Source organism: Nostoc sp., assembly GCF_036917635.1.
Classification (GTDB): Bacteria; Cyanobacteriota; Cyanobacteriia; order Cyanobacteriales; family Nostocaceae; genus Nostoc.
The window spans coordinates 77,404-97,151 of the sequence record NZ_JBALCW010000006.1; the positions used below are offsets into that span (position 1 = coordinate 77,404).

The 19,748-nt window shown below is 40.7% G+C and carries 16 protein-coding genes; 12 read left to right on the top strand and 4 right to left on the bottom strand.

Annotated elements, in window-relative coordinates:
• Positions 1-304: 304 nt before the first annotated feature.
• On the bottom strand, positions 305-490 hold the full coding sequence (locus V7K32_RS00720; RefSeq protein WP_334989401.1) for a hypothetical protein: 186 nt from the start codon (positions 488-490) through the stop codon (positions 305-307).
• A gap of 434 nt (positions 491-924) precedes the next feature.
• Between V7K32_RS00720 and V7K32_RS00725 the strand changes: the two genes are divergently transcribed.
• Both V7K32_RS00725 and V7K32_RS00730 read left to right on the top strand, forming a co-directional pair.
• Positions 925-2,436 (top strand): hypothetical protein, encoded by a 1,512-nt coding sequence (locus tag V7K32_RS00725; protein WP_334989403.1) that lies wholly within the window; start codon positions 925-927, stop codon positions 2,434-2,436.
• A 632-nt stretch (positions 2,437-3,068) separates the two neighbouring features.
• The gene (locus V7K32_RS00730) at positions 3,069-3,539 is read left to right on the top strand and encodes a hypothetical protein (RefSeq protein ID WP_334989404.1); all 471 of its coding nucleotides are present in this window, start codon (positions 3,069-3,071) and stop codon (positions 3,537-3,539) included.
• Between the two features lie 190 nt (positions 3,540-3,729).
• Here V7K32_RS00730 and V7K32_RS00735 read toward each other — a convergent pair whose 3' ends face one another.
• A complete protein-coding gene (locus V7K32_RS00735) occupies positions 3,730-3,948 on the bottom strand; it encodes a hypothetical protein (RefSeq protein WP_334989406.1) in 219 nt (72 codons plus the stop codon).
• Entirely contained in the window at positions 3,949-4,263 is a 315-nt protein-coding gene (locus V7K32_RS00740) for a hypothetical protein (RefSeq protein WP_334989408.1), read from the bottom strand.
• Positions 4,264-4,346: 83 nt separating this feature from the next.
• Between V7K32_RS00740 and V7K32_RS00745 the strand changes: the two genes are divergently transcribed.
• The 4 genes from V7K32_RS00745 (at position 4,347) to V7K32_RS00760 (ending at position 8,934) form a co-directional block, all read left to right on the top strand.
• A complete protein-coding gene (locus tag V7K32_RS00745) occupies positions 4,347-5,894 on the top strand; it encodes an FAD-dependent oxidoreductase (protein ID WP_334989410.1) in 1,548 nt (515 codons plus the stop codon).
• Between the two features lie 23 nt (positions 5,895-5,917).
• Positions 5,918-6,622, top strand: a complete 705-nt coding sequence (locus V7K32_RS00750) for an actin-binding WH2 domain-containing protein (protein ID WP_334989412.1) — start codon at positions 5,918-5,920, stop codon at positions 6,620-6,622.
• Positions 6,623-6,724: 102 nt separating this feature from the next.
• A complete protein-coding gene (locus V7K32_RS00755) occupies positions 6,725-7,129 on the top strand; it encodes an NIL domain-containing protein (RefSeq protein WP_118166795.1) in 405 nt (134 codons plus the stop codon).
• A gap of 821 nt (positions 7,130-7,950) precedes the next feature.
• Positions 7,951-8,934: a CHAD domain-containing protein gene (locus V7K32_RS00760; protein ID WP_334989414.1), complete on the top strand. Its 984-nt coding sequence runs from the start codon at positions 7,951-7,953 to the stop codon at positions 8,932-8,934.
• Positions 8,935-9,026: 92 nt separating this feature from the next.
• On the opposite strand, the gene V7K32_RS00765 is transcribed toward V7K32_RS00760, so the two are convergent.
• Positions 9,027-10,352: a calcium-binding protein gene (locus V7K32_RS00765; RefSeq protein WP_334989416.1), complete on the bottom strand. Its 1,326-nt coding sequence runs from the start codon at positions 10,350-10,352 to the stop codon at positions 9,027-9,029.
• An 897-nt stretch (positions 10,353-11,249) separates the two neighbouring features.
• Here V7K32_RS00765 and V7K32_RS00770 point away from each other — a divergent pair.
• The 6 genes from V7K32_RS00770 to V7K32_RS00795 all read left to right on the top strand — a co-directional run bounded on the left by V7K32_RS00770 (position 11,250) and on the right by V7K32_RS00795 (position 19,652).
• Positions 11,250-12,836 (top strand): B12-binding domain-containing radical SAM protein, encoded by a 1,587-nt coding sequence (locus V7K32_RS00770; protein ID WP_334989418.1) that lies wholly within the window; start codon positions 11,250-11,252, stop codon positions 12,834-12,836.
• Positions 12,837-13,229: 393 nt separating this feature from the next.
• Entirely contained in the window at positions 13,230-14,273 is a 1,044-nt protein-coding gene (locus V7K32_RS00775) for a DUF2891 domain-containing protein (protein ID WP_334989420.1), read from the top strand.
• Between the two features lie 288 nt (positions 14,274-14,561).
• Positions 14,562-15,605, top strand: a complete 1,044-nt coding sequence (gap, locus tag V7K32_RS00780) for a type I glyceraldehyde-3-phosphate dehydrogenase (RefSeq protein ID WP_334989422.1) — start codon at positions 14,562-14,564, stop codon at positions 15,603-15,605.
• A gap of 396 nt (positions 15,606-16,001) precedes the next feature.
• Positions 16,002-17,432: a pyruvate kinase gene (pyk, locus tag V7K32_RS00785; protein ID WP_334989424.1), complete on the top strand. Its 1,431-nt coding sequence runs from the start codon at positions 16,002-16,004 to the stop codon at positions 17,430-17,432.
• A gap of 234 nt (positions 17,433-17,666) precedes the next feature.
• On the top strand, positions 17,667-18,671 hold the full coding sequence (locus V7K32_RS00790; protein WP_334989426.1) for a transaldolase: 1,005 nt from the start codon (positions 17,667-17,669) through the stop codon (positions 18,669-18,671).
• Between the two features lie 561 nt (positions 18,672-19,232).
• Positions 19,233-19,652, top strand: a complete 420-nt coding sequence (locus V7K32_RS00795; protein WP_334989428.1) for a rhodanese-like domain-containing protein — start codon at positions 19,233-19,235, stop codon at positions 19,650-19,652.
• Positions 19,653-19,748 lie beyond the last annotated feature (96 nt).

The following is a 19,748-nucleotide window of genomic DNA, read 5'->3' on the forward strand; positions in this document are numbered from 1 at the left end:
ATCCCCGTTAACCTAGAGATGTCTACGATGGGCTATTCGGCGTCGCAGATCAGACAAATTTATCTTTATTTAATTTTCTTAGAAACAGCTTACCGTTATATTTGTCAAAATGGAATTAATTTATCTAAACAAATTTGAGATAATTACTCTAAATAAATCTTATATAAGAGACTATTGGAGTAATCAATAATAGCTATTGTTTTTTATCTATGAATTAACTGTATTTATCATGAGTTTTTACTTATTGACATAAATGATAAAAGACGCAAAAGACTTGCGTCTCTACAATTCAGGTAAACAAAAATCACATTGGGGTAATTTTGTCAATCTGCCAACAAAAAGAAATAATCGCAGGCGCTTGGCTAAATTGGCTGATGGGTGCGGGTTTCATGTCCCGATAGTCGAGCAGTTGGACTAAGATCAGATATGCGATCGCTAAAATGACCGAAATCGCACCTGTAAGAATGGCAATTATTTTCGAGCGGTTCATTAGTATTTCCGGTAATGCAAGTTATTGTGCTGTGTCTATATCCACATTAATACTTAAAACACACACCACACACTGACCAATACAATATACTTGCAGCCAATCAAAGTAACAGTTTAGACGTTCCGTTAGTAATCCATTCGACTTACTTATCTTTACATAGTTTAGTTTTTTCGTGCCTACCTGCTTATTAAAGCAATGTATGAATATGGAGTTTTGCTTACACTGCAAACATCTGCAAACTCTAAAAAGTCATCGCCAAGTTAAGATTAAAGTTAATTAACAAGAGGATTGTAGCCATTTACGATTACAGTTTCTTTACAGGTTACAAACATTATCTAAACAATCTTACTGATAAATAGGCTACATATTTACTGTTATCTCGCTAGGATATTTATTAGGGCGGGATAGTTACTTGTATTTAAATTAAAAATCTCATGATTAGTATTACTAAATTAAATAAAATTGACTTTATAGTTGTAATTATTGTTGTCATAATTGGGCTTGTGCATTTACCTTTTCCATTTGATGGAGATCAAGCATTTTTTAGGCTAGGTGCTTTAGAGATGCAACAAGGAAAGGTACTCTATCGTGATTTTTGGGATGTCAAGCAACCGGGTATTTTCTGCTTTTATTATTTGGCGGGAACTTTGTTTGGTTTTAATGAGATTGGTATCCATGCCTTTGAACTTATTTACATGGTATTTTTTTCGATAATATTGCTGCTGACTTTAAAAAGCTATTTTCGGCATCAGATAATTGCAAGCCTAGTACCTTTGTTAACAGTTGGTGTTTACTATGTTGTTTCAGGCGCTTGGCACCTTACTCAAGTTGAAGCACTCGTTGGTTTCCCTTTATTTCTTTGTCTTTGGCTAACTTTTAAATCTTTTAAAAGCGAAGGAAAGCAAAGATTTATCCTGCTTTTACTCTCAGGCTTTATTGGCGGAATTGTCCTCCTATTTAAATTAATATTTCTGCTGATATTAGTTTCGTTTTGGGTAACTATATTGATGTATTCTATAGTAATAGAACGACAGAAGATTAAAAAAACATTTATTGATATTTGTTTGCCAATTTTTATAGGAGTTATGATTCCTATTGTAGTCGTTGCCAGCTACTTTATCTGGTTTAATAGTTTTTCAATAGTGTATCAGACATTTATTATATATCCACCTCTTATTGTTGCTGAATCAGTATTTGATATAAGTAAATTTATTGTGGGAATAAAATGGTTTTTACAGAATTTTGAGCCTTTAATTTTAATTGCTATTATTGCAGTATATACATCATTTTTAAAATCTAAAAGTCTATTTAGTTTACTACTTTTTCTTTGGTGTATTTTTGGTTTAGGTGTTATTCTTCTACAACATTCATCATTATGGGAGTACCATTATTTACTATTCTTTGTACCCATAGGTATTTTAGCAACTAAAGGATTAGATGTATTATGGGACTCTTTAAAAGAATTAAATTCCCCACTTCCGACAATGTTGCTCATATTTTTATTGTTTTTACCTTTATCAAGCACTCTTATAAAAAAGAGCGTGGCTCTGGTTAATAATAACTTTGCTTTAACTGAAGATACACGATTGAAATATCAGACTATCTTTAGAAAAAAATATCCATCCCTTCATTCAGAGGCTAACTTTATATCTCAACCAGGAAGCCTTAGTGGTGATATTTATGTAGCTGGCGATCCATCTATTTACTACTTTTCTGGTCGGACTCAAGCAACAATTCTACGTGGTTGGGCGCTTGAATATTTTCTGCATGAGCAATGGTTAACACTTATAGAGCAGTTAGATTTATCAAAGCCTCCTTATATCTTTATTGATTATGAACCACAGGCTATAATCAAAGAAAAATTTCCTAGACTGCTAGAATTTGTTGAGCAAAAATACCAAATTTTACGTCAAAGTAATAACGGTATTTGGTATATCATCAAATGATAGAGGTAGGTTTCATGTCGTGGTAGTCTAGTAGTTTGACTAGGATGAGATAGGCGATCGCTAAAATAACAGAAATCGCACCTGTAAACTGTTATAGGAATCATATTTGATTTTTGAACAAAATTAGGTTCGGATTTTCCCGCCTTAGAAAGCTACCGTGTACACACAAGTCAAATTACCCCCCTCAATCCCCCCAAAGGGGGGAAGCCGGAAAATCCAGTTCCCTCCCCTTTGTTAGGGGAGGGTTAGGGTGGGGTAAAAAATATTTGATACATCAATCATGACTTTTCAAACATCCTCTTAGACTTCTTCGCTCCAAATCTCCGAGGACGCAACTTAAAAGGTAGGAAAGACCTAGCGGGTGCAAATAAATCATGCGTAAAAAATTTTATTTTCTCGTGGTATTTACAAGTTAAGTCATTTAATAGTAATCTTCTAGTGTCACAGGACTTACGCATTGACAAAAATACCAAATATAGATGGGTTGAAAAACCATATCTGTTGTAGGGTTTAGCATTGCTAAACCCCTACAGCGTGTGTTTATTTACTATCTAAGAATAATTAATCAAAGCTTGAAACGATCTATTTGGGTAAATTCATACCATGATTAATTTGTACAGTGCGTAAGTCCTATGTCAATATTTATGCCAAGATGTCTTGATTTGATGAATATGATGAACTTTAAAATCCAAGCCTTTTTTACGACCTTAATAATTGGTACTGTGTCAGCATTGACCATTTCAGGTGCTATCTCTCAAAAGGTGAACGCCCAAGCTGCGCCTTCTTGTAATAATGCAACCATAAAAGGTAGCTATGGAATTAAGTTCACTGGAACCTTCCCAGGAAAACCTATAGCTGAAGTTGGTTTCTACAAGTTTAATGGAACGGGAAATTTTCAAGGAACAGTTACTCAGAGCACTAACGGTACTGTATCTACAAACACCGAAGTGTCAGGACTCTATAGTGTTAAACAAGATTGTACGGTGCTGATATTTGGTGATGGTTCTTTAAGCGGTATTATTGTTGATGGAGGCAAAGAAATCTTTATTATCCAAACTGATCCAGGTTCACTAATTACTGCTACTTTTAAAAAAGTGAACTGATTTACTCCATCTGTCCCAACACTTGAAATAAATCAGTTACCTCATTCATGGGTTGCTAAGAAACCAGACATTTCACGGCATCTGGAAAACCTCTCTCTAAATCTCTCTCCTAAGAGGAGAGAGACTTTGAATTTTCCTCCCTTCCCGCGTCGGGAAGGGGGTTAGGGGGTTAGGTTTTTCGTGGATTTTTTCACATGAGCTGAATTGTCAGAGCTATGGTTAAGCCTAAGCCGTTCTTTTGGGCAATTCGTGTTGCACTTCGCCAAAACTCTATGAGGTTTTGCGAGGTAATAAAAAGCTCTAACTCTGCTCCTCGTAAAGTTGAAATTGCGTTCAGTGTATCTGCATACATTGGATGGTGTGGCTGTACGCTTAGTAGCAATAAGTTGGTATCGACAAGATAAGTCACTTAAATATCTTCCGACTCCTCATCATCGTATATTCCTGCCCGACTTAAAGCATACTCTGATAGTAAGGGCGTATCTCGCCTATGGCTCTCTGCCCATTCCCGAAAAGCTGTTATCCACTCAAGAGCCGTTGCAGTTTTGTAAAATGGTTGCTCCTGTTTTGATTTCATCAACTGCTCAAGCAATGCATCCAAATGTGGCTTAACCACTTCAACAGGGAGCTTAGTTACGTTTGCTAACACCTGCACAACGCCTTCTAACTCTTCTTTGTCAACCTCTGGGGGTAATGGTAGTATTTGATTATTATTATTGATCACGGTCGTAGCTCTCCATAAATAATATCGTATCTACTTTCTCTATTCTCAGGTAGTTTTGGAATGTAGAGTTGAATTTTTCCAAAATGTCTTTAACTGAAGAAATTCTTTCCCAATTACCCGGCGACGTTTTAGCAGGGTTACGCCAAAGCGATCGCATCTTAACATCTCTGCGCGAAAACACCGCACCTATCCCAACGTTAGTTAAAGAAACTCAACAGCCTTTAGGCGTTGCAGACTTCGATGTACTTATCTGCGGTGGCACTTTGGGTATTTTAATTGGTTGCGCCTTGGCGGTGAAGGGACTGCGGGTAGCGTTGATGGAACGGGGTATTTTGCGGGGGAGGGAACAAGAGTGGAATATTTCTCGCAAAGAATTAGATGTATTTGTGGAATTAAACTTGCTGACTGAGGATGAATTAGAGAGTGCGATCGCCACTCAATATAACCCAGCGCGAGTTAGTTTTGCTGGCGGTACAGAAGTTTGGGTAGAGGATGTTTTGAATATCGGCGTAGATCCAGTTTATCTACTAGCTACTTTAAAAACTCGATTTCTCGCCGCAGGTGGAAAGTTGTTAGAAAACACACCTTTTACTGAAGCGGTGGTTCATCCAGATGGGGTGATGGTAAATAACCAATTCAAAACTCGCTTATTAATCGACGCAATGGGACATCTTTCACCTATAACTCAACAAGCACGTCAAGGCAAAAAACCAGATGCACTGTGCTTAGTTGTAGGAAGTTGCGCCCAAGGTTTTGCAGAAAATAACTCAGGCGATTTAATATTATCATTTACACCTTTGCAAAATCAATGTCAGTACTTCTGGGAAGCTTTTCCAGCCAGGGATGGCAGAACAACTTACTTGTTTACTTATATGGATGCAGAACCCCAACGTTTAAGTTTAGAAGCTCTATTTGAAGAATATCTGCGTCTTTTACCAGAATATCAGGGAGTGGAGTTGAGCAAACTGAAATTTCAGCGATCGCTATTTGGTTTCTTTCCTACCTATCGCCAAAGCCCCATCAAAACCCCTTGGAGTCGCATTCTACCAGCCGGAGATAGCAGTGGTAGTCAATCTCCCTTGAGTTTTGGTGGTTTTGGGGCAATGGTACGTCACCTGAAGCGTTTAACGTTTGGCATTTACGAAGCACTAGAAACAGAACAATTATCTGCAAAGGATTTAGCACTACTACAACCCTATCAACCAAGTTTGACAGTTACCTGGTTGTTTCAAAGGGCGATGAGTGTTGGTGTAAATCAGAAAATTTCCCCAGATCAAATTAACCAACTACTCTCGGCGGTATTTGAAGAAATGCAACAGTTGGGTACACCAGTGCTAAAACCATTTTTACAGGATATAGTGCAGTTTTCGGCATTAACGCAAACACTGTTAAAAACTGGTTTATCTCATCCGGTATTAGTTGCCAAAATAATTCCGCAAGTAGGTTTAAGAAGTTTATTAGATTGGACACTGCATTACAGTAATTTAGGTGTATATACTGCCTTATTTTGGTTCAGTCCAATGTTAGAAACATGGATAAAGAATCAACCAAAAGAACAACAATATTATTGGCATCGTTTGATTGATGCTTGGAAATATGGTTCTGGCGGTGATTACTCAGATGAAACTTAGAATTTTAGCTGTATGAGGATAACATGATTGAACGGAAATCTGTAGGAATCAAATACTTTGCGGTGCTGATTGGATTCCTGCGCGATCGCCAAGGATTTTTAGAGGAAGTTCGCCAAGGCACGAGATTACCAAATAAAATTATTTCTCTACTAGTTTGCAGTTCCTTATTTCTCGCCGCTTATGGCGGAATCATTGGCGCATATCATAGTTGGATGCAAGCTTTGTCTTCCGCTATTAAACTTCCAGCCCTTTATTTAATTACACTTCTAATTTGTATACCAACGTTGTACTTTGCTAACGTTATTTTTGGTTCAAAGCGGACTTTTGGACAACATTTAGCATTAGTATTGACTGCTGTTTCAGTTACGAGTGTACTTTTATTCAGCTTTGCACCAATTACACTGTTTTTCTTAATTACCACCAATAATTACCAATTTTTAATTCTGTTAAATGTATTCATATTTGCATTAACTGGATTTATTGGGATTTCGTCTTTATATCAAGCTACAAATTTAGTTTTAGAACAAGATAATGAAGGTAGTAAGACACGCCAGAAAATTTTACAATTTTGGCTATTTCTTTACGCTTTCGTCGGTAGTCAGTTAGGATGGACACTCAGACCATTTTTTGGCACACCAGATTCTACTTTTCAACTATTCCGCGAAAGAGAAGGTAATTTCTATTTGAGCGTCATTAAATCTATTGGCTATCTCTTGGGAATCCATTAATTAGTGAGCAACGGAAAAACCCCTATACTTGTGTGTACACCGTAGGACTCTTTGCTTATAAAGGTCAATACGCTACAACAGAAATAACCCTATACTAAATCTGTGAAAAAACGAGTAACCCTTACCTTCCCAAAACGCGCCGTACAAATGCCAGTCACTTACGTACTGGCCAAAGAGTTCAACGTTGCTGCGAATATTATCCGCGCCCAAGTTGCGCCAAATCAAATTGGCAAACTGGTAGTGGAACTATTGGGAGATATCGATCAATTAGATGCAGCGATCGAATGGATGCGATCGCGCCATGTTAATGTTTCTCATACCTTAGGCGAAATTGCGATCGACGAGGATGTGTGTGTCCACTGTGGCTTGTGTACTGGGGTTTGTCCTACCGAAGCCCTCACCCTCCACCCAGAGACATACAAACTCACATTCACGCGATCGCGTTGTATCGTCTGCGAACAATGTATCCCTACCTGTCCTGTGCAAGCAATCTCCACTAACCTTTAACAATCCAAAATGTGTGCTTTCAAATTATCTACAAAAGTCAATAAAACTTAATTTAGCTAATTTGAGCTTGACATTTTATGATTGCACAAAAATTAATGATATTATCCTTAAGTAGGTAGGCGTAATTAACATAAGATAAAACCTCACCCTCAATCCCTCTTCAAAGCATGAAAGAGGCAAGCCGGAAGCAGGGTGAGGTTTTATATTTAATTTGACCCACTTACTTAATATTTTTAGAAGCTATCGTACATCTAAAATCTCCTGGCAATTCAGGTTATGTGGAAAAGCTAACGATTAACCTAACGGCCTTCTTGAGAGTCTAATGGGAAAAATTAAAAGTCTCTTTCCTTAAAGGAAAAAAGAAATAGAAGTGAGGTTTTCCAGATCACGGCAAAAGTCAGATAAAATCGCCAGGGTGAATCTGCTCTTTAGGGACTTCCAAATAAAAAAATGTTCCAAAACTGACGCAAAAACTCTCTCTATTTCTTCTCTCTGCGTTCTCTGTGGCTTTGTGGTTCGTTTATTTATTGTAGGACTTACGCAAAATCAGGATAAAACGAACCGCAAAGTCCGCAAAGGACACAAAGGAATAAAAGTTTTAGAGGGTTCTTGCGTAAGTCCTGTATTGGAATAATTTATTTCTTGGAAGTCCCTTAGACCTTTGATAGATATTGGATATTTTTCTCAGAGGATGCAAGTATTAATGCTTATAAGCATATTTCATAATACTCATTGAATAAAAATATCAAAAGTAGATAGAAAATTTTAACTAATGTTATTATGCAATAACCTCATGAGGTAATCGTTATTTAAGATCAATTATGAAATTAGCCACACAACCCACGGTAAAAACTCTAGGAGACTACGCCTACCAAGCAATTGAAAAACACTTTAATAAAACCTTGAAGTACGAAAAATCAGTAAAGAAAGATGAAGATCCAGAAGCGCTGCACCAAATGCGAGTGGCAATGCGTCGCTTACGGACAGCTGTAACTAGCTTTGGGCTAGCGGTGCATGTGCCGAAACCAGTCAGCGATAAAAATATCGGTAAAATAGCCCGTCGTCTTGGTAGTCTGAGAGATTTAGATGTACTCAAAGAAAGTTTGGAAAACGATTACAAACCAAACTTACCTCGCAAAGAGCAGGAATCTCTAAAAACAGCTTTTACAGCTTTGGCGAAACAACGTGAAGATGTACTATCGGATGTGCAAAAAACCTTAAAAGATGAATCTTACAAGTCTTTAAAAGATGCATTAGACAAATGGTTAGAGAAACCCAGCTATCAACCTTTGGCATCTTTTCCCATTCAGCAGATACTACCAGATTTACTTTTACCAGAAGTCAGTAACTTCTTGCTGCATCCGGGTTGGCTAGTTGGCACCCAATTTGTAGAATCAGAAGTGATAATCCAGAAGAACTGGAAACCAGAAAAGATAGAAAAACAATTAACAACAGAAGGTGAAATTATTCACAGTTTGCGAAAAGAAGCTAAACGTTTACGCTACCAAATGGAGTTATTTACTGACTTATATGGCGAGTCTTACGCAGCTTATCTTACAGAAGTGAAAAATATCCAAGAAATTTTGGGTACGATGCAAGATAGTGCTGTTTTAACTGATTGGCTTACAGATGTATTCAAGTCAGAAATTGAGAATGAGTTACCTACCCTTGCTAGTTTCTTAACTCAAAATCGCTATCAGTCGTGGCAGAAGTGGCAACCCTTACAAGAACGGTATCTGAAAGTTGAAACTAAGCATAGCTTTCATTTAACAATACTGCACCCGCTTTCAGGAGTAATAGCGTAACGGGAGACACAGTGATGTGTCTCCCTAGTCAGCAGAAAAAGCCTCCTTCAATCTGCCCTCTAATGTCAGTACCCCTTAAGTTGATAAAGTTTTTATCTTGTAAAACCAACTCCTAGCGTATAAGAAAAATCAGGTTCAGAGTTAGTACCAAAGAAAACTCCATTATTTTGAGGCAAGAAAGAATCTTTGCTCACTGAAATTGAGTACTGACCTGCACTCACTAAACCAGTGATTGATGACGAATTTTGACTGGTCACTAAAGTCCCATAGTTAAACAGTCCGATATTTGCCTTACCCGATGTCGCTATGTTGATAGTGACGGTTCCTGGATTTGGTAAATAAAATGAGAAAAAGTCAACATCGGGATTGCTACTCGATTGAACTGTTGTTAACTGTCCTGAAATATTAACTTTTGAGCCTGATGAGAAAGAACCTAAATCTTCAGGATTCCCTAGTGTGTTGTTTGTAGCTTCTCCAGCATTTTCCCGCTCATAGTAAAGGAAGTCATCGCTACTAAGTCTGAGATTGTTTCTTCCCTGCACAATACCTATTAGCTCATCTACCTGTCCCGATTGCCGTGAAAATATTCGTGTGTTGTTTCCAGAAACTTGCAGACGGTAGTCCTGTGGAGTTCCTTTGAGTTGAATTTGATCTTGGCTAGAGTCGAAGTCAGTAATAGTAGCGAAGTCCCCAAAACCAGCAGTCGTAGGGTTGTTATCGTCGTAGAAAATATTTGAAGCGTCCCCTAAGAAAAATGTATCTGCGCCAGCCCCGCCAGTTAAGATATCAGTTTCCCCTAGTCCCGGTGGAAGCAGACTACCAGGATAAGCACCGATGAGGATATCGTTTCCAGCCCCACCATTGAGTACGTCATTGCCAGGCCCGCCTTGTAGGCTATCATTGCCGTCCTCACCATTGAGGATATCATCGCCTAAATTACCATCTAACGTGTCATCGCCCGCTCTTCCATTCAAAGTGTTGTTAACACCATTACCATTGAGGAAGTTGTTAAGATTGTTACCTGTAGCGTCAATGGCCTGACTTGCGAATTGCAGTGTTAAGTTCTCCAGATTTGCGCCCAGTGTGTAGGTGATAGAAGACCGAACGCTATCTGTGCCTGAATTAATAGCTTCCCTAATCGTGTCCCCAACATTGTCAATAATGTAAGTATCGTTGCCTGTTCCCCCATCCAAGATGTCGATACCTGTGCCACCATTAAGTATGTCATTGCCAGCGCCACCGACTAGACTATCGTTTAGCGTCCCACCATTAAGTGAATCGTTACCAGCCAAACCATTTAAGGTATCGTTACCGGACGGACTATTGACATTATTACCACTAGCCCAACCAACTATCGTGTCATCTCCCAAAGTCCCATTTTTGTTGTCAGGACTTGTAGTGCCGAAAATAAAAGCCATATTATTTCTCCTGAATTTTTCACTAACTTAGGACTTACGCATCAAGTACCAAATGTAGGGGCAATTCATGAATTGCCCCTACAGGAAATCAGGACTTTCACTGCCTTGAAAGCGTAAGTCCTATAACTAATACGTAAGCTGAGTCTCAGTCAAAGAACTATTTATCAGTCAAATGTAGATTACTTGCCATTTGCGTAATCTTAAGTTAGAAAACATTAATTATTTTGTTAGAAACTTATAAAGAAAAAATATCCAATTACTTATGTGTGGGCTGACCCAAAAAGCGCGTCTTTGGTTGCAGACAAGTAAGACGCCTAATCTAAAAAATTAGATAATTTATTTCCTGAAAATCTCTTAAATAATTAATCAAATGGTAGGTAATTAGGTCACGCCGCTTCTATATAAGACGGTGTGTGACTTTGCTTAAGAGAAGGGATACGCTCACAGTTCAAAGTTTACGCATTACAATCCCCACAATATAGATTTATGAGCTTGTGATAAGCATACCGTATTTTCCTCTATTTTTTTGAATCTATCCGTAAATAAATTTTTAAATAAACCGCGTCCATCTTGAAAACTGTAGATATTCCATGATGAAAAGAAAAAACCCTCATCCCCCAGCCCCTTCTCCCAAATTTGGGAGAAGGGGAGCCGCAAAGTTGTCCCTCTCCCTTCTTGGGAGAGGGATTTAGGGTGAGGGCAAAAACTACGGTTCTCAAAATAGATGAGGTTTATCTATCATTAATGAATGTGCTTAAAAAATATTGCTTTGTCTAAATCAGTCATAGTAGAGGTTATAGCTACTGGATACAAAGGCTCCTCTAAAGTGTTTTTAGAGTGGCTAAGTTGTATGTAAATTCAACCAGCAGCTAAAATGAAGGTTTATAAGCGTCAAATATGAATGTTTTACTTCTATACCCCCGTTTTCCAAAAAGTTTTTGGTCTTTTGAAAAAACACTCGCTTTATTAGACCGTAAAGCAATGTTACCGCCTTTAGGCTTGGTAACTGTAGCGGCGATTTTACCGCAAGAATGGGATTTCAAGCTAGTAGATCGAAATGTTCGCGTCTGTACGGAAGCAGAGTGGGCTTGGGCAGATTTGGTTATTATGTCGGCGATGATTGTGCAAAAAGAGGATTTACTCTCTCAGATAATAGAAGCAAAACAGAGAGGTAAACGGGTAGCTGTGGGTGGCCCTTTCCCGACAGCGCTACCAGATGAAATGACATCTGCTGGAGCAGATTACTTGATATTGGACGAAGGGGAAATTACCCTACCTTTATTTGTAGCAGCGATCGCACGGGGCGATCGCACAGGCATTTTTCGCTCTGGCGGTGAAAAACCAGATGTTACCAACACTCCAACTCCTCGCTTTGACTTGCTAGAATTTGAAGCCTACGCGGAGATGTCGGTGCAATTTTCGCGTGGATGTCCTTTTCAGTGTGAATTTTGCGACATTATTGTGCTATATGGTCGCAAACCCCGCACCAAAAATCCAGAACAAATATTAGCAGAACTTGCTTGTCTGTATAAACTGGGTTGGCGACGCAGTATTTTTATGGTGGATGACAACTTCATCGGTAATAAGCGGAATGTCAAGTTATTTTTGAAGTCCCTTTTGCCCTGGATGGTAGAACATAACTATCCCTTTTCCTTTGCCACAGAGGCTTCAGTTGATTTAGCCCAAGATCAAGAACTGATGGATTTGATGGTAGTGTGTAATTTTGGTGCGGTTTTTCTGGGAATTGAAACCCCCGACGAAGAAAGTCTCACTTTCACTCAGAAATACCAGAATACCAGAGACTCGCTCAGTGAAGCGGTGAATAGGATTACCCGCTCAGGGTTGCGAGTCATGGCAGGCTTTATCATTGGATTTGATGGGGAGAAAGTAGGAGCAGGCGCACGAATTGTCAAGTTTGTCGAGGAAACAGCAATTCCCACGGCCTTATTTAGTATGCTGCAAGCCCTTCCAGATACAGCGCTTTGGCATAGATTAGAAAAGGAAGGACGACTCCGCAATAAATCTGCCAACATCAACCAAACTACGTTGATGAACTTTGTCCCAACTCGACCTTTAGAAGACATCGCTCGTGAATATGTGCAGGCGTTCTGTGATTTGTATGAGCCAGAGCGGTTTTTGGAGCGTACATACAAACACTTCCGGCTTTTGGGCGAAGCAACCTACCCGAAAAAGGGCAAAGCTGCCAAGAAACCATTGAACTGGAAAGTACTTCGAGCGTTTCTGATTATTTGTTGGCGCCAAGGTGTCCGTCGTCAGACGCGCTGGCAATTCTGGCGCAACTTGTGGAATATGTATCAGCATAATCCGGGTGGGGTGAGTAGCTACTTAGCTGTTTGCGCCCAAATTGAGCATTTCTTGGAGTATCGCCAAATTGTCCGCGATGAAATTGAGGCTCAAGTCGCTGGATTTCTGGAAGCAGAAGCTAGGGTAAAACCTGAAGTACAAGTGATGGTTAATTCGTAGCGAATTAAATTTCGCAATACCCTGCATTGTTAATCTGACAATTCAGCGGTATCTACAAAACCTCTCTCTAAATCTCTCTCCTAAAAGGAGAGAGACTTTGATTTTTCCCGCTTCCATGCAAGGGAAGGGCGTTAGGTTAATAGACATCTCCGAAAAAGAATGTAGAGACGCGAAATTTCGCGTCTCTACAAGGGTTTCATTTTGCAGATATTTAATTTTCGGAGATGTCTAATGCGTTGGCTTGCATTGTTAAGGGAACTCCAAAAAATAAATTATCCAATTTTTGGAATCAAAAGGGCTTTTCCTCCCCCTGCCCTCTTTTCGACTTTTGACTTCCCCGTACCCCTCCGGGGATCTTGCTACGCGCAGCGTCCCTTAGCGAAAGGGCTGACCATGCCAACTGATAATTTAGAGATTAATCAAGCGATCGCAGTACAATTTGCTCAATTAGTACTGGATTGTATCGAGCGGGAATATCCCCACAGTGGTCTGTATTGGGCTGATAGCGACGAGGATATCAAACCACCGCGTGAATTGACTCCTGCTTTTTATGGCTGTTTAGATTGGCATTCAGCCGTACATGGTCACTGGTTGCTGGTGCGTCTGCTGCGTCACTTTCCTGAAGCCTCTTTTAATTCAGCATCAAAGCAAGCACTTGACCAAAGCCTAACACCTGAGAAAATTCAAGGAGAAATTGCCCATTTTCAACGGTTGCCCTTTTTTGAATTTCCTTATGGTGTAGCATGGCTTTTACAACTGGCTGCGGAACTTCACGAGTGGAATCATCCTCAAGGGAAAGAATGGCGGGTTATATTAGAACCCCTAGAAAAGTTGATTACAGCTAACTTACAGCGCTGGATTGACAGGCTCAAACTCCCAAATCGCACAGGGATGCATAGTCAGACAGCTTTTGCACTTGGTTTGATGCTAGATTGGGCAAGGATTACCGAAAATGCTGAGTTTATTCAGTTAGTGGAGAACAAAGCACGGCAATTTTATCTTAGCGATCGCAACTACTCGTTACAATTCGAGCCACTTGGTTACGATTTTTTATCTCCTGGACTTGCTGAAGCAGACCTGATGCGGCGAGTTCTCCCAACAACAGCTTTTACTGACTGGCTCACCGATTTTCTTCCCCAAATACCCATTGATAATTCAGCAAATTGGTTACAACCACTCAAAATAGATAATCCTGAAGATTATATGCAATCCCATTTCTGTGGTCTTAATCTCAGTCGTGCGTGGATGCTTGAGGGTATCATATCTGGATTGGCAAATAGCGATCGCCGCATACAAACACTTCGCTCTGCTGCCCTTCACCATCGTCAGCATGGACTAGCAAATATTGTAAGTGAACATTATGCAGCTAGTCACTGGGTAGGAACTTTTGCTGTTTACCTCCTAACGAATCGTGGCTTGCAAAGGCAAATTATTTGAGTCGCACTTTTGCGACTCGTTAAAACATCCTCTAACTCCTAACTCCAAACTCCAAACTCCAAACTCCAAACTCCTAACTCCTAACTCTTAACTCCTAACTCCTAACTCCAAACTCCAAACTCAGCACTCTTTTGCCCAATCCCCAATCCCCAATCCTTAAAAGATGCCAAGTAAATATGCCTTAGCTGACTGATACTGTCAGGATCAAAGAGTAAAGAGTAAAAGGCAATCTATTTTGACTTTTAACTTTCTCCTTTTGTTCAACTTTCCACAAGGGTAGGTTTTATCTTGACTAAATTGAAGGTTGGTATCAATGGCTTCGGTCGAATCGGGCGACTTGTGCTTCGCGCTGGCATCGATAACCCCAACATTGAGTTTATAGGCATTAACGACCTAGTACCACCAGATAACCTCGCTTACTTATTAAAGTACGATTCAACCCACGGTAAACTAAAGCATAAGGTTGAAGCCAAGGAAGATGGTATCCTCATTGACGGACACTTCATTCCTTGCGTGTCGGTGAGAAATCCAGCAGAGTTACCTTGGGGAAGATTAGGTGCAGATTATGTAGTGGAAGCTACCGGACTCTTCACTGACCACGAAGGAGCCGCAAACCACTTGAAAGCAGGTGCAAAGCGAGTAGTAATTTCTGCTCCTACCAAAGATCCAGATAGAGTTACTACCTTACTCATGGGTGTAAATCATCACTTGTTTGACCCCAGCAAAGATATAATTGTCTCCAATGCTAGCTGCACTACAAACTGTCTAGCTCCCATAGCTAAGGTGATCAATGACAACTTTGGGTTGACTGAAGGGTTAATGACTACAGTCCATGCCATGACTGCCACTCAGCCAACTGTAGACGGACCCAGTAAGAAAGACTGGCGGGGTGGTCGAGGTGCAAGCCAGAATATTATTCCTTCTTCCACAGGCGCAGCTAAAGCTGTAGCGTTGGTTTTACCAGAATTGAAGGGTAGGCTGACTGGTATGGCATTACGAGTTCCGACTCCCGATGTCTCTGTAGTTGATTTAACTTTCAAAACTGCCAAAGCTACTAGTTATAAAGAAATCTGTGCTGCCATGAAGGAAGCAGCCGCAGGTTCACTGGCGGGTATCTTGGGCTACACAGATGAAGAAGTAGTTTCCACAGATTTTCAAGGCGATACCCATTCTAGTATCTTCGACGCCGGTGCTGGGATTGAGTTGAATTCCAACTTCTTTAAGGTAATTGCCTGGTATGACAACGAGTGGGGCTACTCGAATCGCGTGATTGACCTGATGTTGTCTATGTCACAAAAGGAAAAACTCGCACCGACAGCAGCTGTGGTTTGATTGGTCATCATAATTCGTAATTCGTAATTGAATAGGGATTGATACCCCCGAATAATAAACAGCTTGTATGTTAGTCGGGGTTGAAATCCCCGTCACCAAACATAATTACAAACTACGGACTACGAACTACGAATTGTTTAATTGACTGTTGACTTTTGGGATTTCGGTCAAATGGTAAATACTCCGAAAACGGAACATCATCTAGTATCTTGATTTAGCAAACCAGTGATATGAAGCATGTGTAAATTTGGATGCTGGACTGTGATGCTCGAACGCGAACAGCGTGTCCTCGCTAACGTTGCGCTATCGGTCTTTTAATTACGAATTACGAATTACGAATTACGAATTGGTATGAGGCATCCAAACTCACACGTTACTCCTCAACCCACAATCCCTATGCGTCGAACCAAAATCATTTGTACTGTTGGTCCTGCTACATCTGCACCCGAAAAGCTGCACGGCTTGGTAGAAGCTGGAATGAATGTAGCGCGGCTGAATTTTTCCCACGGGGCTTATGAATTCCACGCCCAAACTGCTCACTATCTTAGACAAATTAGCACTGAGCAGCAAAAACCGATCGCAATTATGCAAGACCTATGTGGCCCAAAGATTCGTTTGGGAACTTTACCACCAGAAGGGTTAAATTTAGAAGCTGGTAGTGAAGTCACCTTTGTTTTGCAAGAAAAGGGTGAGAGTATCGACGAACTACCCTTACCATTGCCGACTTTGTTCGCAATGGTGCGACCAGGCGAACCGATTTTGATTAATGATGGTCGCGTCAAGTTGATTGTTACCGATCGCGATGCCGATCGCATTCGCGCACAAGTAAGAATTGGCGGGTTAATTTCTACGCACAAAGGAGTAAACCTACCACAAACTCCTTTACCTGTTAGTTCGATCACCGAAAAAGACTTGCTGGATCTCCGCTTTGGGATTCAGTTGGGTGTAGACTGGGTGGCGGTGTCCTTTGTGCAATCACCACAAGACTTGGAACCCGCCAAACGCATGATTGAAGCAGCTGGCGCTTCCATCCGCTTAATTGCCAAAATCGAAAGAGCAGAGGCAGTTGAGAACTTTGACTCCATTCTGAAGGTTGCGGACGCGATTATGATTGCCCGTGGCGATTTAGGGGTAGAAGTGCCAATTCACGAAGTACCCTTAATTCAAAAAGATATTATTCGCCGTTGCAATCGGGCTGGCAAGCCGGTGATTACAGCCACCCAAATGCTAGAGTCGATGATTAGCGCCCCCGATCCCACCCGCGCCGAAGCCACCGATGTAGCCAACTCCATCTTAGATGGAACAGATGCGGTAATGCTTTCTGGTGAAACAGCTGTCGGACAATATCCCGTCGCCGCCGTCGAGATGATGCACAATATCGCCGTGCGGACAGAACAGGCTCTAGATGAGGGTAGCAAACATGCCTGGTGTCATGAGGCAGGCAGTCTCAGCGTTACCGAATCTGTAGCAGAATCCGTGTGTCGCATCGCTTATGAAACAGGCTCACGAGCAATTCTCTGTAACACTTCATCAGGAAATACGGCGAGAATGGTGTCTAAATATCGCCCTACTTCTCCCATTATTGCCCTAACCTCTGACATCACCACTTATCGTCAACTAGCGCTTTCTTGGGGTGTGGAAGCTTTGTTGATCCCACCAGTCTACAATGCCGAAGAGATGTTTACCAATGTCGTGAACACAGTTGTAGACATGGGTTTAGCCAATAAGGGCGATAAAGTTGTTATTACCTCTGGTGTTCCAATTGGTAAATCAGGAACAACTAGTTTAATCAAAGTGCATTCCATTGGACAGCCAATTTCTGCATAAGGCACTTAAAATAAGGCTGTGGCTCAAGATAGTAAGCAAAATTGGGCAATGATCAAAAAAAATTGCCAGAATCAGAATTGAAGGAACTAGGGAGTGGGGAGTAAGGAGTGGGTACGGTGGAGCCAAGGAGCAGAATAATAACTCCTAACTCCTAACTCCTAACTCCTAATTCAGCACTCAGCACTAATTTGGTGGGGAATAAGTAAATCCTAAACAAACGTTACGGAGTATTTTATGTCTAAGAATTTACTAGAACAATTGCGACAAGTGACTGTTGTAGTCGCAGATACAGGGGATATCCAGGCAATTGAAAAGTTCAAGCCCCAAGACGCTACCACCAATCCTTCACTGATTACTGCTGCGGCACAAATGCCAGAATATCAGGGAATTGTCGATCAAACTTTACTCCAAGCGAAAAAAGATGCTGGAGCCGGAGCCACCCAAGCACAGATAGTTTCTCTAGCTTTTGACCGTTTGGCAGTTGCTTTTGGATTAAAGATTTTGCAAATCATTCCCGGTCGCGTGTCTACAGAAGTGGATGCTCGTTTGTCTTACGATACCGAAGCTACCCTAACTAAAGCACGAGACTTAATTGCTCAGTATAAAGCTGCTGGAATAGGCCCTGATCGCGTCTTAATTAAAATTGCCACAACTTGGGAAGGCATTCGCGCTGCGGAAATTCTCGAAAAAGAAGGTATTCACTGTAACCTTACCTTGTTGTTTGGTCTTCACCAAGCGATCGCCTGTGCAGAAGCCGGCATTACCCTAATTTCTCCCTTCGTTGGTCGCATTCTCGACTGGTACAAAAAAGATACCGGACGCGATAGCTACCCAGCAGCCGAAGATCCAGGAGTTTTGTCAGTCACCAAAGTCTACAACTACTACAAAAAATTCGGCTATAAAACGGAAGTTATGGGCGCTAGCTTCCGTAACCTTGGTGAAATTACTGAACTTGCAGGTAGTGATTTGCTAACCATTTCGCCATCACTTTTGGCTGAATTGCAAGCAACAATTGGAGAACTGCCACGCAAACTTGACCCCGCCAAGGCAGCAAACTTGCAAATTGAAAAGATATCTGTTGACAAAGCTAGCTATGACAAGATGCACGCTGCTGATCGCATGGCAACCGACAAACTAGATGAAGGTATTAAAGGTTTCACCAAGGCATTAGAAGACCTTGAGAAACTTTTAGCAGACCGACTAGTTCGCCTTGAAACAGAGGTAGTTGCAGCTCATTAGAACCTAACAATAGTTAGTGGTTAGTGGTTGAACCACTAACCATTAGTTAGTTGCATCAGCCATCGTTGATTAACCCAGAATTTCAAAGTCCCTCTCTCATATATTGGGAGAGGGATTTAGAGTGAGGGCAAAAACTACGGTTCTCAACTTAGCTCCGGTTTAAATTCTTATTTTTCTGAAAAAGATTCGTAAAAACTGCCATAAGAATAGAATTAAATAGCCCTGAGAAGGGACAGAGACGATAAAAACACTTTAAATACATCTGTCCAAATGGTGATGGATAGTATTATTACACATGCGCCAAGCTGCGTGCTAATTTGGAAAGCATGTAAATAATTTGTCAATTTTGACTAATGGAAAACTTCAATAAGTAGGTAGGCATAATTAAATATAAGATCAAACCTCACCCTCAATCCCTCTCCGATGCTTTGGAGAGGGAAGCCGAAGGCAGGGTGAGGTTTTATATTTAATTTGACCCACTTACTTATAATCTATAAAAACGAGAGAGTATTTTTACGAGTGCGATTACTTATATTTAACTTTATTAAACTTCTGATTAGATTGAAATTTCCTAATATTGAGGAAATTACAAGCAAAGAATTAGCTCAATTGCTATTAGATTCTCGAAATCCGCGGCCATTAGTGCTAGATGCACGAAGTCAGACAGAATATGCGGTGAGCCATATCGAAACAGCAACGCAGATGGACCCACTTACACCTGACTTAGCAGTACTTTCAACAGTTCCAAAAGACCACCCAATTGTTGTCTACTGCGCCGTTGGCTACCGTAGCGCCAAATTAGCCCAGCACCTTAATGAAGCTGGGCTGAAGTGCATTTATAACTTGAGCGGCGGAATTTTTCACTGGGCAAATGAAGGAAGACTCATGTTTAGAGAGCAGCATCCAACACAGGTTGTACATCCTTACAATGCAATCTGGGGAAAACTGCTGAAATCTAGTTACCATGATCATGAGCAGTAAAGTTGAATTTTACCGTTTTTCCCGCAATCTCTATTTTTCATATTTAACATGATATCTTGATTGAGTCTAGCTTGTTGCGGCTGTGCCACAGAATAA